At 39.9% G+C, this 15,940-nt stretch carries 14 protein-coding genes; 1 reads left to right on the top strand and 13 read right to left on the bottom strand.

Annotated features, from left to right (window positions below):
• Positions 1–27: 27 nt before the first annotated feature.
• From GN277_RS06885 to GN277_RS06845, 9 genes are all read right to left on the bottom strand, one after another.
• Positions 28–1,260: an NAD/NADP-dependent octopine/nopaline dehydrogenase family protein gene (locus GN277_RS06885; protein WP_159750423.1), complete on the bottom strand. Its 1,233-nt coding sequence runs from the start codon at positions 1,258–1,260 to the stop codon at positions 28–30.
• Between the two features lie 40 nt (positions 1,261–1,300).
• Positions 1,301–2,473 carry an ATP-grasp domain-containing protein gene (locus GN277_RS06880; RefSeq protein WP_159750422.1) on the bottom strand — a complete coding sequence of 391 codons (1,173 nt, stop codon included), beginning with the start codon at positions 2,471–2,473 and terminating at the stop codon, positions 1,301–1,303.
• 9 nt (positions 2,474–2,482) lie between these two features.
• Complete coding sequence (locus GN277_RS06875; protein WP_159750421.1) at positions 2,483–3,331, bottom strand: NAD-dependent epimerase/dehydratase family protein; 849 nt, start codon at positions 3,329–3,331, stop codon at positions 2,483–2,485.
• Complete coding sequence (locus tag GN277_RS06870; RefSeq protein WP_159750420.1) at positions 3,331–4,032, bottom strand: sugar transferase; 702 nt, start codon at positions 4,030–4,032, stop codon at positions 3,331–3,333. The genes GN277_RS06875 and GN277_RS06870 overlap by 1 nt, the downstream gene beginning before the upstream one ends.
• A gap of 3 nt (positions 4,033–4,035) precedes the next feature.
• Positions 4,036–4,707 carry a PIG-L deacetylase family protein gene (locus GN277_RS06865; RefSeq protein ID WP_159750419.1) on the bottom strand — a complete coding sequence of 224 codons (672 nt, stop codon included), beginning with the start codon at positions 4,705–4,707 and terminating at the stop codon, positions 4,036–4,038.
• A gap of 53 nt (positions 4,708–4,760) precedes the next feature.
• A complete protein-coding gene (locus GN277_RS06860) occupies positions 4,761–5,324 on the bottom strand; it encodes a transcription termination/antitermination NusG family protein (RefSeq protein ID WP_159750418.1) in 564 nt (187 codons plus the stop codon).
• Positions 5,321–5,872, bottom strand: coding sequence for a transcription termination factor NusG (locus GN277_RS06855; RefSeq protein ID WP_159750417.1), 552 nt, complete (start codon positions 5,870–5,872; stop codon positions 5,321–5,323). The genes GN277_RS06860 and GN277_RS06855 overlap by 4 nt, the downstream gene beginning before the upstream one ends.
• Positions 5,873–6,201: 329 nt before the next feature.
• Positions 6,202–7,314, bottom strand: coding sequence for a hypothetical protein (locus GN277_RS06850; protein WP_159750416.1), 1,113 nt, complete (start codon positions 7,312–7,314; stop codon positions 6,202–6,204).
• Positions 7,315–7,317: 3 nt separating this feature from the next.
• On the bottom strand, positions 7,318–7,848 hold the full coding sequence (locus GN277_RS06845) for a hypothetical protein (protein ID WP_159750415.1): 531 nt from the start codon (positions 7,846–7,848) through the stop codon (positions 7,318–7,320).
• A 311-nt stretch (positions 7,849–8,159) separates the two neighbouring features.
• On the opposite strand from GN277_RS06845, the gene GN277_RS06840 reads away from it, so the two are divergent.
• Complete coding sequence (locus tag GN277_RS06840) at positions 8,160–9,329, top strand: IS110 family RNA-guided transposase (protein ID WP_280178598.1); 1,170 nt, start codon at positions 8,160–8,162, stop codon at positions 9,327–9,329.
• Positions 9,330–9,454: 125 nt separating this feature from the next.
• Here GN277_RS06840 and GN277_RS06835 read toward each other — a convergent pair whose 3' ends face one another.
• From GN277_RS06835 to GN277_RS06820, 4 genes are all read right to left on the bottom strand, one after another.
• Entirely contained in the window at positions 9,455–10,069 is a 615-nt protein-coding gene (locus GN277_RS06835; protein ID WP_159750414.1) for a hypothetical protein, read from the bottom strand.
• 9 nt (positions 10,070–10,078) lie between these two features.
• On the bottom strand, positions 10,079–10,660 hold the full coding sequence (locus GN277_RS06830; protein WP_159750413.1) for a hypothetical protein: 582 nt from the start codon (positions 10,658–10,660) through the stop codon (positions 10,079–10,081).
• A 66-nt stretch (positions 10,661–10,726) separates the two neighbouring features.
• The gene (locus GN277_RS06825) at positions 10,727–11,083 is read right to left on the bottom strand and encodes a hypothetical protein (RefSeq protein ID WP_159750412.1); all 357 of its coding nucleotides are present in this window, start codon (positions 11,081–11,083) and stop codon (positions 10,727–10,729) included.
• Complete coding sequence (locus GN277_RS06820) at positions 11,077–15,711, bottom strand: hypothetical protein (protein WP_159750411.1); 4,635 nt, start codon at positions 15,709–15,711, stop codon at positions 11,077–11,079. The genes GN277_RS06825 and GN277_RS06820 overlap by 7 nt, the downstream gene beginning before the upstream one ends.
• Positions 15,712–15,940: the final 229 nt, after the last annotated feature.

The following is a 15,940-nucleotide window of genomic DNA, read 5'->3' as shown; positions in this document are numbered from 1 at the left end:
CCTTTTAATCTGATTTCATCCGCAATTTTATTCCGTGTACTCTCCGGTATACAGATATTTCAGCAATTCTTCCTTACTCATGTGTCCAATCCCAAGATAATCCAAGTCGTATTTAGTGTCCGTAAAGAAGTTTTTCTCATGCATAGCGCCGCCAAGAATAATCATGCAATCAATAATCGGTGTCGATACACCAAACTTCACGCCTAGATCATGATATATCTTGCATCCAACCGGAATATCCTCTGTAAAATAACGGTGGTCAATGGTGTTTGGTCCTACATTTCCTTCATTACATGGCTTATCCAGAGGGAACACCACATTGTCCTTGCCGTTTTCATCCAATCCCATGTACTCCTGTGTAAGAATGGTTCTTCTGGAGAAGAACATCTCATACTCATATTTTGGCACTTTGACGCCAATAGCATCAGCGATTGCCTTTTCTTCCTGATAAAACTGGTACTGTACACGTGCAATGGACGGACAAAGACCATGGGAATACATCGAGTAGGAATCTGGCTCATTTCCATACACCGACGACCAGTTCTCCATACTGGAAACACCCAAAATAGATGCCGGAACATGGATTACTGGATTGACATTGGAAAAGCCAATATCGAGCATTGTATCACCGGCTACAGGTCCGTCGCCCTGTGTAATTGCATCCATAGCAGGCAGATACTTGGCGGACTCCAGAAAATCATCTATGTCTGTCATGGGCTGGCATGCACCGCGCAGAGTAATTGCACGGTACTTAGCACCCACATGTGGCATCATATAACCGCCGATTTTTTCAATACGTGTTCCATAAGGCGCTGAACCCCATCCGCCCACAATAACCTTCTTATTACATCCCATTTCTCTCATATACCTGCGTAGAAGTAAACTGGCGTAATTGTCCGTAAATACATGAATTACTTGTCCGTCTTCCAGAAGGGGAACAAGAGTTTTCAGATAATGCTCATGCCCATGGGCGGGAATACTGATGATAATCAATCCGGCTCCCTTCACAACTTTCTCCATATCTGTGCTGACAACATCCATATAAGCCTTACCGGAACGCTCAAAACCATACAGACTATGCTGTACCCCATCCAACAGAATACCACTCTTTTCAAGCCCTGCAATAGACTTTTCGCTTCGAGAATATAAGCGCACTTCGCGTCCTGCAAGCTTGCAGTCTGCCGCTACTGTCTTCCCAACTGCTCCACCGCCCAATACCGCGATGGGCATCTCCTTCAAATAACTCATGTCGTTTTTCATCTTATTCTTATCTCCTTTAATCTTTTATTTACACAGCCTTTTACTGCGTTTTCTCTAACATCTTTTTTCTATAATCTTTTACACCGCTGATTAAAAATGCTAACCATGGAAGCGGATCATCCCAAAAAAACATCTGCTCTTTTACATGCTTATATCCCAATTTTCTGGGACTTCTCCTAAATCTATCCGGTGACTTCAAAAACCAGAGTATATCTGTCTGACCAATCCTGACCGCTGTGTCTGTCCGATTAATCTTCATTCTCGTTACAGGCAGATCATATGCATCCTCCATCACCTGCCTGGCATTATCGACACCAAAGAAAAATCCAACCGCTACACCGTGAACCGGTCTGACATTAATTTCTATGACTTTACCAATATTGTCCCTGCTGTCAAGCATCAGGTCAACGCCAACCTCTCCACGAAGTTTCATCAGCTTGACTAGCCGTTCACAGTTTTTTCGGATATCATCTCTTTCGAGAATGGCATTAAGCGTACTTGTTCCACCATCCTCTGGATAGACATGTTCGCATATGTAGAGATAGGAGCTCTTAATCTTACCCTCATGGTTAATAAAAATATTTGCCCCCATCACCCTGCTTCCTTCCGGTATAAACTCCTGGACGACATAATCTGAAAGGTTGATTCCTCTTTGCCTCACATATCTGTACATCTCATCTAAACTATCGAATCTGTGGTATCCGCGTGCACCATACATCCGCCTGGGCTTGATAATAATCGGAAACTCCAGATGACCAGCTTCAATCTCCCTCATCGTCTTCACATCAAAAAGCGTCCTCGGACAAGGAATATGATTCTTCATACAGACTCTCATCACTTCATTTTTGTCATTGGCTCTGTCAAATATATCTTTTTCATTCGCATATATGACTGCGTACTTTGATAATTTTTCTTTATTATGAGCAAGAATTCTGGCAGAAAAATCAAACAGAGGGTAAACAAGATCAAATTTTCCAGTCTTGATAAGCTTGATTATATACTGCTCAGATTCTTTCGGCCGTTTTAAATCACAGATTCCAATTATCCTATGATCCGGCAATCTGGACACATATCCACAGTCAAGTTTTGTGTGACATAATACTGTCACTTCACACCCTAATTTCTTAAATCCACGTATAAAAGGGAGACACTGTTTACAATACCCTTCAAGAATCAAAACTCTTTTTCCCTTTGCAATCTCATTAAGGCTCATATTAAATCTTTACTCCCTATCCCGTGTTCTAAGCGGAAACACCGCTTTATTTAATAAATATGTATACTTGTTTTCACCAGTAATTTTCTTAATAAACACATACCCACACCTGGCCATCCATCTTGGCACATAGAGCACTACCTTCGCCCGTCCGGATTTTTTCTCTGCTTTGATATACTCCCTTGTACTCATCCGCTTCTGATCCTTGATAATTCTTATCTTATTTTCCGGCCTTCTGCCACACCAAATGACCATAGACTCCACAGCCCTCTTAATATTCAGTATCTCATACTCGCTTCCTTTACCAATCAGGTATGCGATCTTAGGATATTTCAAATAATACCGTTTCTGGATATCCCGCTTCACCTCGTCTGTGTAGACCGGTGAAAAACGGAAGATATCAAAATTGTCTAACTTCTTACATTCTTCTTCTGCCATCATTTTTGACTTGGCATAAAACGATACCGGACGAGGTTCTGTGTCTGCACTCACAATCCCCCTAGTAAATCCAAACACATCCACTGTACTGATAAACAGCACCGGAATTTGTCCGGCAGCCGAAAAAACATTCTTTGCACAGTCCACATTTAGATATTTGTATCTATCCCAGGTATATTCCTTTCCATCCACAGAATGGGCAAGAGCCGCCAGATGTATAATACGGTCAGGCTGTGAACCGCTTATAATTGCAGTCAAAGCTTCTCTGTCACCAAGGTCAACCATGTGGTGAATATACCTGTCATTCATCATTTTTCTTTTGGACCGTTCTATTCCTATAACATCAAAGCCTTTATCGAGAAGCTCTCGAACAAGATAACTCCCAATCATTCCGGAAGCTCCCGTAACCAATACCTTCACTAAAAATTCTCCCTTAACTCTGAATCGCTCTCCTGCGCCATTTTAACCAACTTCTTAAGCAGTCTTACATTCTCTTTTCCAACCAGGCTGCAAAGAATACACCGCGCAGTCTCAAAAAATATCCAGGTATCAAACATGAATCCCTGCTTCTTCACATACACGATTTCAAGTTCCCTTCTTATTGGCAGAACCTTCTCCATATATTCGTCAATATCTGCCTCCTCAAACTGGTCGCCGTATATGTAATCATATAATGCAGCCGGTCCTGTAATCCCTGGCTTCACTTGTTTTGCAATATCGTATCTGCCAATTCTAAAAATATTCATCTGGTCTTTTGCAACAGGACGAGGTCCCACCACAGACATATCGCCTATAAAGATGTTTAGAAATTGAGGCAGCTCATCAATCTTCAGTTTCCTAATAATCTTACCCCATGGAAAGATTCTGTCTGTCTCCGGCCTAAGGGATGCTTCGCTGCCCCTCTTAGAATTTTTCAAAACTCTCATGGACCTGAACTTGAACATCTTAAATTGTTTATTATTTTTTCCTACCCTGTTCGCCATATAAAAAATTGGCCCAGGATCACTGATTAAAATACCGACGATTCCAATGAGCCATATTGGAGATGACACAATGATTGCGCATACAGAAATCACAATATCAAACACTCTTTTTATTTTTTCATACTCTTTTATTTGCATACCTTACCCTCTGGAAAATGCACATTCAAAAGCCTCTGCATAGTTGCATCCAGCCTGCACTCCGCGATAAGCAGCAAGACCCTCTAACGCTTTTATCGAACGCGGATGCGGATATGGCCTCATAACACCCTTGTAAGCAGAGAGCGCTTTAATCTTGATATCAACTCCCTCTTTGCCGATTTCCACAAAATGATTGGGCGCAAACCTATTAGCCGAGGTATCAAAGGACCACTCTGTTGAGGATAGGACCTCCATATATAAGAGCTGTTTCAATGCCGGAAGATTCTCTCTTCTCTGAAATAGACGACAGGCTGCCTGGACTGCATACGACGTCATAACATGGTCATTATTCGTATCAGCAGGATGATGAGTGAAGATAGCTTCTGCGTTCCAATCCTCTATGCAGGACTCAATAAACTGAACCAGTTCAAAATGTGGAACTGTATTCATTTTGATATTTGGAAAATCAGCAATATATGTCTTTTCTACTCCTAAAATCTCCATCGAAGCTTTCTGATCTTCGCTCAAGGTATCAGAGATATTTGCCCTTGCTGCAGCACGGTTCGCCATTGTAGCGACAGCAACCTCATGCCCTTCTCCAACCAATTTGTGTATGGTCGCGCCTCCGCCTAAAACTTCATCATCAGGATGCGCCACAACAATTAAATATTTCATTTCTATCATCCACCTATATCATATTCTGCCGTTTAGACAGAATATCTTTTCAATTACACCGGATCGCCCTCCATCCGAATCCCAAACAGCACATTCTCCCGTCGATTGAACAACGGCACCTCTGCCGTTACATACCTGTGCCTTAACCTCTGTCTCGTAATCCTGCCCACATAAGGCTTTAACGCACCGCTTGCACTTTGTACACAACCCTCGTCATTCACCCGAACTGTGGACAAAAACATATCATGGGCCAAATCTTTGCCGCATACATTTTCCAAAAAATGAAGGTCCTTATCCTCAACCGGTACAAGGCCGCCCGTCTGGCTGCCAACCATCTGAGGAAACTGCCTTGCCTTCTTAAGCTCATCCGCCAGCTCTGCCGGAAATTCCGTACATACAAAAATATAGCCCGGAAACATGTCTTTCCTGCAAAGCAGGTACTCTCCCTGGGCGCGGAATAACTGCTGTTTTTTTAGAATCCTAAAATCCCGCCACAGCGAACGGTTGATCTTAGACTCCAAAAGCGCAGCCGCTTTTTGTTCTTTGCCTGGAATTGTAAGCATTACATACCAATTCATGCACCCATCCTTGCTCTTTCCAAAACCTTTTTGCTTCATACAACCTTCCCCGTTATCTCAAGTCCCGCCGGAATATAACGATACTCCGGCTTCATCTTCGTTCCGGCTTCCATCCTCTGCTTAAGACAGACCGAAACATCTGGCTTTCCTGCAATCTCAACTCTTGCCAGCCGTTTATGCCTGTCAATCCTGAGGATTCGATTCTCCATTCCTTTCAGCGGCCCCTCTGTAATCTGTGGAACACCTTTACAGATAATCCCTCTGGACATTCCCAGATGGCGCTCTTTGCCGCACAGCCTCCTCAGAAATTCTTTCTCCTCCCGCCCTACTGGAATCAGACAGTCTTTTTGTTCAGTGATTCCGGCGAAATAGCCACAGCGTATAAGCTCTTTTGTTAGAGCCTCCTCCTGTTCGCTTTCCAGAAATATGCACTCCGGAAACAGAAGCTTCCGTTCCAGATGCCAGACTCCCTCATACCGCCGCATCTTGTCATAGGTAAGCACAAATGCGCCGTGCAGTACTTTTTTCGGAAGATTTTCTCTGCATATTGTTAATAATTTTTGTTCTTCCTGTCTTTTGCAGGACAATAAATACCAGATTTTAATCCCCTCTTTTCGCTGAGTAGGTTACTCTGCGAAAATTTTGAAATAATAAATATGAAAAATCAAACGATTATCCAAGATAAATACAGATTATTTTGATAAAAAACTTAAATAAACAGATATTTTATTTGTGATTTTGCACCAAATTTTTACAAAAGTAAATTAAGTATTGATTTATGAGATTGAGGTGGTTATAATAATTATGCTGTTGAACGAAAAAATCGCAGAGTAACCTACTCTGCGATTTTTTATTCATTATGTATTTATTTAAAATATCTAATCCCTTCCCACAATTCCGCTTCACCATATACATCTTAATATATAAACGGTATACTTGAGCTTGAAAGGACAATCCCCTTATTCATAAACCGATGTCTTTTTATATACTTTTTCAATCCTTCACTACATACATCATCTTCCTGGATAAAATTGCACACCTGCTGCATCAGTTCATCAAAGGCAATCTGGGCGGCTTCCAGGCGCATATTTGCAGCTTTGGCATCCATTATATGACGATGCAAATCATCATATATTTTAATCCCCTTCAATTCACCCGCATATGGTTTCCAGTACTCCTCTATACGTTTCAGATAATCCTCTGTATCCCTGATTCCAACTTTAATCTCTACATGGTTAAGAAAATGCTCTACGCTATTATATACTACCTGTTGGTTGAATCCCGGCCCAATCATAATTTCCCATATAGGCCAGCCATCCTTGCATATCATATCCAAATATGGCTTTAATACCTTCTGATCCATTCGATACTGAACCCTAGGATAATACGCAGTCTGTGTCGGCTGGAAGACCAGTCTGCTCTCGGCCTCCTGGTAGAAATCATAACGCTTGACAAAAGTACTCACATATCTCCAGACTTCATCCTTCCCCTCCGTCTGATCTTTGAAATCCCTGGCATACAGCTTGTCCAAAATCAGAAAGGCCTGCCTTTCATACTCATCCTTCTCATCTTCCATCGAATCACGTGTAAAATAAAGCACTTTTTCCGGCGCAAGCTCCCATTGAGATTTTTCCCCCTTCTCCTCACTGTCCGTATAAAAATGGTATAAGTCATTCTCAAAATTCATCTTTATGCTCACTCCGGATTCTTTCGCGTAGATCGCCCATTGACTCAGCAAGTCGTTCTTCTGACAGAAAGAGATGGAGTAATAATCCATATTCCTCCTGCACTTTTCTAAATTTTCCTCGGTAAATGTCTGTTTGATATCTTCTGTGCCGATATCGTTACGGCCCCTGTCATTTAGCCATTTGTTTACCAATTCTTCATTTCCCGCTAATTGAAATAATTCCTCCAAACCATTGGTATACTCCTCCGAATCGTTCATATAGCGGATATTCGTTGCAAAGATATCACCTTTCTCTATGATGTACCTCATAGTGTCTGTTGAGGTATAATAATATAACTCCATAGGTTACACCCCGCCTGCCCCACTTTTTTCTAAAACACGGATAAACTTATCGTCCTCCAAGTCCAGCCGAAGATAATCGATCCCTGATTCCTTCACTCCAAGCACATGCTCCTTCCCCACCAACTCGCACAATATATTATAATTATTGGTTCCTGTACCCGTATAGAACCAAAGTTTATCCGAGTCATTTTTGTTTCTTCTTGCATAGCGGATATTAACCCTGCGCATCGGGACTTCGCCTGAACCGTCCCCGTCCAGTTGGAAATCCATAATAATCACCGAACGCCCTCCGTCAGAATCCTTATATCTGTCCATCGTCTCGTCAAAATTCCACAGAGAAACAGGCAGGACTTCAAATTCTTGCTTTCCGCACTTTTCAATTTCTTCTTTAGCCGCTTCCATATTGGGCTTAAAGTAACATACCGTTGTCACCTTAAATTCTAAATCCGACCGCTTTTTCTCTAACTCCTTAAACTGTTGTGCAAGTGAAATTCCTTTTTTTAGTTTATCTTCTACAATTACTATATCTTTCATTCTGATCCTCCTCCTTGTATAATGTATTTAGGTTGTTCGAGGGATACCTATAACCCCTTAGACCTACTTCTTTACATCTCCAGTCTGATAGGAGATAATTGTTTTATTAGATTGAGAGGATGATCGTTTTCTCCTTGAGCGATTCTGCTCGTACTTGAAAGACTGATCCCTCTCTCTAATAAGCTTTCCGCGTATGAGTTGGATGTTGGTTGCCTTATGGCTTCTCTCCGTATTTAGCACAAGGTAGTGGCGCTTATTAGATGAGTGGTCTCCCAATCTGAAATCTTTTTTCGAGGTGTTCTTATGTTTTTGTGGGCATTGATATTGGTAAAAATAATCATGTTGCTTCCATGATGGATGATACTGGCAAAGTAGTATTCAAAGCTTTTTCCTTTCCCAATACTTCGGATGGCGGAAATGCGTTGTTTTCCAAACTCGCTTCTTATTCTTTAAACCCCTCTGATTTTGAGATCGGTATGGAAGCTACTGGCCACTACTGGCTTTCCGTTTACTCTTTCCTCTTTGAGAAAAGTTTCCTTCTCCATGTTATCAACCCTATCCAAACCGATGGATGGCGCAGGGGAACAGAAATCCGCAAACGCAAAAATGACATCATTGATTCCCTCCTGATCGCTGACCTGATCCGGTATGGGCAGTTCGTGGAAACCAGGCTTGCAGACGAAGCTCTGTTTTCTCTGCGTACCCTGACTCGCTTCCGCACTTATCTTGTGGAATCCATCAGTGATTTAAAACGGAAAGTTGTCTGTGTTCTGGATCAGGTATTCCCCGAATACCAGTCCATCTTTTCCGACATTTTCGGCAAGACCTCAAAAGAAATCCTTCTCCAGTTTTCTTCACCGATTGATTTTGAATCGGTTTCATCTGAAACCTTGGCGGAACTTCTTGCACAACTTAGCAGACAGAAAGTCGGCGCTGCGAAAACGGAACAGTTAAAAGCTGCTGCATCCTCTTCTTTCGGCGTTACCTTTGCCAAAAACAGCTTCACGTTCCAGCTCAAATCACTGATCGAGCAGATTTCTTTTATTGAAAAACAGGTAACAGAAACGGAAGCGGAAATTTCCAGTATCATGGAAAAACTGGAATCCCCCATTACTACCATTACTGGAATTGGCACTGTCACAGGAGCGACCATTCTTAGCGAGATAGGCGATATCTCCAAATTTGACAGCCCCAGAAAGCTGGTGGCTTTTGCCGGTCTCGATGCCACTGTTACACAATCCGGTGAATTTGAAGCAGCCCACAATGTAATGAGCAAACGCGGATCACCTTATTTGCGGAAAGCCATTTTTCAGTCCGCTCTAATCGCTTCTTTTAGAGACCCCGTATTAAGTGTCTATTACCAGAAAAAGAGGGCAGAAGGCAAACATCATTTGACATGTGTTGGAGCTGTTGCTAGAAAAATGTGCAACATCATTTATGCCGTCCTAAAAAACAATCGGCCTTACGTTCCAAAAGTGTAAATCCTTTTAACCCATGCCGGCTTGCCTGACAGCAGGCCTTATTGTCATACTCTTTTTTACAAAATTTCTTTTGAATTTTTTCAATTATCTACTTGACTTTTAATAGTTGGTCTTTCTTTCCGTAATTAATACTGATATTTTTCTATAAAAATCGGAATCTTCACTTTAAAATAATTTCTACCTTCCACTTCATAACCTTCTGACTGAATCTCACATTCTCTGCCAGCCAGCTTCTCAATCCATCTTCCAAGGCTTCGTATCTTTTCCGGCTCTATTTCGCCTCTTTGGATATTTTCTTCTGTTTCTTTCATTTTTGACAATATTAGAGAATTTATGCACTGTTTTATATAACAATTAAAACTCCAGAACGAAATACCGTCCTCCTCTGACTCAGGCACACGATCCTGATACCGTTCTATTTGTTCCGGATGTACAAAATCTTCACATTCATTCTCTATGATAAGATCTCCCCCTTCCTTATATAACTTTACTATAACACATTTCTGTTCTTTTTGCACATGCGGATTGGAGATTTCCTTCTGAATTTCTCTTATTCCCCGTCCCTGCTCTGCCGCATTCAAAATCAAAGAATAGATCAGCAAGGTAAGCTCCTGCACGGAACGGCTGCTGTCTTCACACAAAATACGGGTATATTCGTCTATATCCAGAACCTCAAGCCTGACAGATACCTTTTCGCCGTCGCTCTCACGATACACGAATGTCGTACTGTCTCGAAACACCGCTGAAAGCTATCCCCAAGACGCATGTTTTTCTATCTTTTTCTCATACTTATATATTCTTTTATGTAGTCCATCGCGATAATATCTGCTTACATTAATATCTGCCAGCAGGTTCAAAATATAGGAAGCATAGTTTTCCCCAATGTTTTCCTTCTCATGCCCCTCCATAAAGTATCTGGACGCATGTTCAAACTGCATCTCCTGCTGGTAGTCTTTTGTATGGGTATAAACCTTATTGCTATTATAAATACGCTGTTCCTTGCGGAAACGTGATATCTCATTCAGAAAATCATCGTTCTCCGGATTGAATATCTTTTTCTTCAACTCCTGATAGAATACCATCACCCTCCGCATATCCCGTGCAATCTTAAGTTCTCGGCCCGCTCCATCCCCAGTCCAGCTTTTATTCTCGATACAGATCCAAATACTCCTTTGGCTGTTTTCAAGCTCCCATATCACGATTCCATGTTCCCTGTCCATTCTATAATTGCTCAGTCTGTCTTTGCTTTGAACCATGTCAGACAGTAATATATCCACTTCTTTGGATAAATCAGTATTACCATCTTCATTATCCGCTTTCTCAACAATCACAGAATAGTGTTTTTTCCCTCTTATATGGAGCTCAGGCGGATGTTCACTGCCACACTGTTTCACAATTTAATTATATTTGTTTTCAATATTTCCTTTCCACTCATCCAGATTATTATTGTCCTCATTCTCAATAATAAATTGGACTCTGTCTGCCCTAAGAATAATTTTAAACAACGCCGCAAGTTCCTCTACCTTATCCAGCACTTTTGTCTCCGACTCTCTGCACAGCTTCAGTATCTCCATACAGCACACAATCATATCTGCACCGTCCGAAGAAATTTCCCCGCTATCCATATATTCATCCTGATTTAATACTTTATAAAAATTACCATACTGATAACTGTCACATTCTTGATTGATTAATCTCTTTAACTGTTCGCTTGTGGCATGTTCGTTTTCTTCTTCTATCTCTTCTTCTAACATTGTTTTCTCTGAATAAAAATTCTACTCCAATTCTTATTCCCACATTCAAGGCTATAGGCAGTTTTCCTGAAATCAATTGTCTCAAGTTGGGGCAAGCTTTTTATAAAACGTTGAATCCGTTCCTTAATCTCAAAGATATTTTCATGTTCCAAATCATCTGCGGCTCTTTTGTATGCTTCTAACTCAGCGGCATTTTTATTTTGAAAATCTTCAAACATGGAATATGCCCTATGATAGTCATAACGCTTTTTCAAAACATCTATTCTTTCCTGTGAACTCTGACGAAATTCCTTGGATGCCATGATGTATAATTTTTCAATACCATCGCGGAAAGCCCTTGTATTCTCTAATATTATCCATCTCCTGTAATCCTCATTGACATACTGAAATTCATTGCAAGTTATCTGGTTATCCAGCCAAATACTTTTATTTGTATCAGAACTAGAACTTACCAGGCGGTCAATTAAAGTCATATAATAAATTTCAAACTCTCTCTTTTCGGCATCCATCCCATCCATAAACCGAAAGATTGCTTCCATCTTGTCCGGACGGATAATGTAATTACTCTTTAACTCTGTCAGTTGTTTCATCAGAAGCCTTACCAAATCCCGTTTATCCTTCTTTGTAAGCTCGGCATCATTCAAAATATTCTTGTCAATCCAATTGAATAGAAGAATCAACCGCCTTTGCTTTAAATAAGCTTTCTCACCCTCCACAGTTTTTATCACGTCACGTAATGCTTTCCCTTTTATAACCGTCTCTATTAACAATAGAAGGATATCAAATATTGCCTCCTTAACAGCCCTCCTAAACACCAGAAAAGGACGCGAAATACACTTAAGATACGACAAAAAATACTCATATCTGTCCTTGCTATTTTCTTTTCTGCGGCCTTCATAGTCTTTACACACTAATCTTAAAATCAGATAGATTGTCTGTTCATGGTCGTTTCCATGTTTTTTTTCTTCCAGGATTCTCTGCGCCATATGAGTACAAAATAATCTTCTAAACGCCCTGTCCGAATCTTTTAATGGCTTATTATTGTATTCGTCCAGTTGATAAAGCTGAAACTTTTCTATACAGTGCTTCCAGTATTCTGCAATCTGCTTTGTTGACGCTGTGCTGTAAAGAAGTTCCGCTTCATTTTTCAAGTTGCAAAAAATGCAGGAATCTCCATAATTACGGAGAGATGATATATTAATGTGAATAAACGCATAGAAATCCGCATTACAATTTTTTACATACTGCCTTCTGCTATGCATGGAATTGCGGTCTACTATAACAAATACCTTATCAAAAATTTTTATCTCGATTTTGTACGAATTTTCATCAATTCCCAGTACAGATTCAACCAGGCTTTTTGCCCTGTGATAAGTACGTCCACTGATAATTGCATCATCCACAAAATGAACACGGATAACCCCTTTTTTGTCTTTATAATATAATTGTTCCACATAATTACGCAGATAAGAGAATTTCGTATATGCATTACACCGGTATTCTTTATCAAAATCTATTCTCAGCAGGATAGCGTTCCCACCAAAAGCCTCCTGATTGACCAGTTCTACAAATCCAGCATTGCTAAAATGCATTGGGGCCACAATTATATTATATTGTAGCCGTTCCTCCCGCTTCCATTCCTGCTTCCATTCCCGTAGCGAACCTCTGATCCTTTCCTTTTCACACATCCACAAATTTTCTGTCTTGAAATAATAGAGAAAATGGTTCTCATTTCTCTGTATATGACCATATATGAACTTATCCTTCAGACATTTAAATCGGTCTTCTTCCTTCTTGATTAGCTGATAGTGAAATCTTAGCTCTTTTACTTCTTTTATGATTCCAAATCCCTGATTCGGAATTGTAGATGCCGCGTTTACCTCAATAAGAGGAATCTCTGCCAGGGGATTTTCCGGAAAGCAATAATCACACTCTGACGGCTCCTGGTAATTAGCATGAGCATGGACAAAATATCTCGGCGTTGGATTGATAACTCCATTCACCAGTTTTACCGTCTTATCTTCCAGTGTCCAATAACGGTTCTCCGTTGCATTTCCAATCAGCAACACAGCATAATTACAAAGCAGCCAGTTCTCATCCGGCTCCTCCTTTTTATTCTCCTCTTTAAATAAACTGATTAACCGTAAATGGGTCTTTAATGTTGAATTAATCAATACGATTGTTGCAATCTTACGGTCTTTAAAATAATCTATCCGGTCTTCTTCTGATTGAAACAGCCGGTTATAGCGGATTCTGTCTTTATGGAGAAATCCTCTTTTTTCTTCTTCTCTCTCCAGAATAATATAATCTACATCTATCTCTTTCGGATAAAGGCCCTGAATCATATCAATCATCTGTACAAGGACAGTCTCTGAATAGGTTCCATATCCATACAGAGTCAGTTTTTCAACGCTTTTCAAACTGTCTTTCATATCTTTGACCAGAAGCAATGCAAAACGTGAGACAAATAGTTTATTCTCAAATAAAATCTCGGCTTCATAAAACTCGTCGATATGAATCGTAGAGCCTAGCCTCATATGCGTATTCTCCAGCTTACATCCAAAATCAGGCGTCTGGATACTCTGATTCAATATGACTGCCGTATAATGTTCAAATATTGTCCTTTTCTCATCATCAATCTCGATTTCATGCAGAATATCATACGGTATATAACTGTCTGCCCCTTTACTTAAATCATATCTTTTTTTGTCCTGATTAAAATACCATTCCGTTGAAGTAATACATTTCATATTTGCAATATATGCATTAATGTTATCCGTATTACTTTCACTGCCCAAATCAATAATTAATTCCTCAAACTCTTTAGAATAGAAAGCAATTTGAACTTTCCATTTATAAAACATTTCTTCGATGCTAACATTGTTAAAAAAAATCCTCAAAGTTTCAAACATACTCTTTTTCAGGTAGTCTGAACATTGATAGAGAACTACAGATATATCTCTTTTCAACTGGTAAAACGCCATAATCAACGCTTTCGTCAGAATTTCTCCACTGTTTTCTTCCACCTTTTCCATAGATACGTATACAGTATCAAAAAAATTCTTATTCAAATAACTACATATATAATCCGCCAATTCTACAATCTGTCTATTCTTATTCTCTTGCGTTAAGAACGCCGGAGAGATTCTGGCAATACTCATATCTCCGACACGATATTCCAAAACATTATTTACCAGTTTACCGATATTGATCCCGCTGTCTAAGCTTAAATCCTGTTTCCGGATTACCGTCTGAATCATCTCTAAAGGCATAAGAATATGGTATCGTGTACCTGGCATACATATTTCTGAGCCTTCATCTCGATATGTAAAAAAACAATCTCCTGATTCACATCTATACCCACTATGGCTCTCTGCCTTGAAAAAACCTTTAAACGTTGAAACAACAGACTGGAATATCCGAAGCCCATAATGTTTTCCTATATTTTCCGGATTTCGGTAAAAATATTCCCATGACTTGGCTGCTTCTCCTTCTTTTTCATACCCAAAAAATGAGCTTGGTTTTAACCCGCTAAGTATTTTTTTATCATCTTCATCCTCAAGATTAGAAACGAAATTCTCTGCAATATTTCCTGACAGGTTATTGCCGCAAAAATCGCTAACGATCACCTCCAAAAAAATACGTTCTTTTCCTTTACCAGACACATGATATTTCTGTTTCATATATGAAGAATTCTGCTTGTGTACCCTGACTGCAATGACCCCAAAGCCAGTCTTTGAATGGAACACGATATTCTCCGCCAACTGTCGGATTGCCATAGAATACTGCCGCATCTGAAAGGCATAACGCTCTAACAACAGTGAATCAAAAGCTTCCTTTTGCTTCACGCTGATTACATAACATAATAAATTAAAGGCAAAAATATCCATTTCATGAAAAATCTGGATAGCCTGTTCCTCCGGAATTGCGGACAGTTGTTTTCGGATATCCTTAAGCAGCTTAATTCCCCCTTCTACAAGGTCTCCTTTTTCTCCAAGATCTTCCTTTTTCTCTCTATTGTTAAGTATTCTGTGTAAATACTTTTCACTCAATACTTCTGTGCTGTTCCCGAATAAACGCACCAAATTATCCTGATCCACAACCTGCAACGGGATAAAGCTTCTTGATAACTTTATATTGTTTATCTGCGCCCTCTGTTCTTCTCCGCAGCTCACAAAAAAACAGGAATCATAAAAATCTTTATCATGGCTTGTAATTCGGTATAAAAATTGCGAAATCTTATGATAATTAGCTCTGTCGCATTCCTCAAACAGAATCAAAATCTTAAGCTCAGCGTAATAATGCTTAATCAAAAACAGATTATAAAGTTCTACTATATCACTGTCTTTATTGACCCGTACGCAATATATAATCTCATATTTATCTGTTATATTTTTAATATTTACAGGCTGATTCACAGATTGATATGTCGCTTTGTCTAATGATATTCTCCTTGCCCAACGTTTAATCTTCCTATATGAATTCCCAATATAATATTTATAAGTTACATGCCCCATCTCCTCCTGTGAAAGTCCCATATGATGTTCTCTTTTATAGATAAAATTTGCAAGCAGCGCATAACTTTTTTCATCATCTACATCTATACGAAATACTATCGTATCCTTCATAATTCTCCCATCCCCAAATATTTTTCAACTCTACCAAAAAAATGGTAAGCAAACAAGGGGAATCACTTCCCCTAATTTCCTTACCATTGATAAACCACTTATATATTAGCACATTTTCCGTATATTTTCGACACTTTTCGTAAATTTTGTAAGCTTATTTGTAACAGTTCAGCCTGCAACTGCGTTGCTCACAGTGGCAGGCCGAGCGGTTAGTAGCCAATAAATTGGA

This window comes from Sporofaciens musculi, from assembly GCF_009830285.1.
Lineage (GTDB): Bacteria > Bacillota > Clostridia > Lachnospirales > Lachnospiraceae > Sporofaciens > Sporofaciens musculi.
Note: the sequence above shows the minus strand (reverse complement) of the source record. Positions and strands in the feature narration are given on the sequence as shown.

Excerpts from the sequence above, each read along its gene's own strand:
- GN277_RS06885 (WP_159750423.1), bottom strand. The coding sequence starts at position 1,260 with ATGAAAAACGACATGAGTTATTTGAAGGAGATGCCCATCGCGGTATTG.
- GN277_RS06880 (WP_159750422.1), bottom strand. The coding sequence starts at position 2,473 with ATGAGCCTTAATGAGATTGCAAAGGGAAAAAGAGTTTTGATTCTTGAA.
- GN277_RS06870 (WP_159750420.1), bottom strand. The coding sequence starts at position 4,032 with ATGCAAATAAAAGAGTATGAAAAAATAAAAAGAGTGTTTGATATTGTG.
- GN277_RS06865 (WP_159750419.1), bottom strand. The coding sequence starts at position 4,707 with ATGAAATATTTAATTGTTGTGGCGCATCCTGATGATGAAGTTTTAGGC.
- GN277_RS06860 (WP_159750418.1), bottom strand. The coding sequence starts at position 5,324 with ATGAAGCAAAAAGGTTTTGGAAAGAGCAAGGATGGGTGCATGAATTGG.
- GN277_RS06850 (WP_159750416.1), bottom strand. The coding sequence starts at position 7,314 with ATGGAGTTATATTATTATACCTCAACAGACACTATGAGGTACATCATA.
- GN277_RS06845 (WP_159750415.1), bottom strand. The coding sequence starts at position 7,848 with ATGAAAGATATAGTAATTGTAGAAGATAAACTAAAAAAAGGAATTTCA.
- GN277_RS06825 (WP_159750412.1), bottom strand. The coding sequence starts at position 11,083 with ATGTTAGAAGAAGAGATAGAAGAAGAAAACGAACATGCCACAAGCGAA.
- GN277_RS06820 (WP_159750411.1), bottom strand. The coding sequence starts at position 15,711 with ATGAAGGATACGATAGTATTTCGTATAGATGTAGATGATGAAAAAAGT.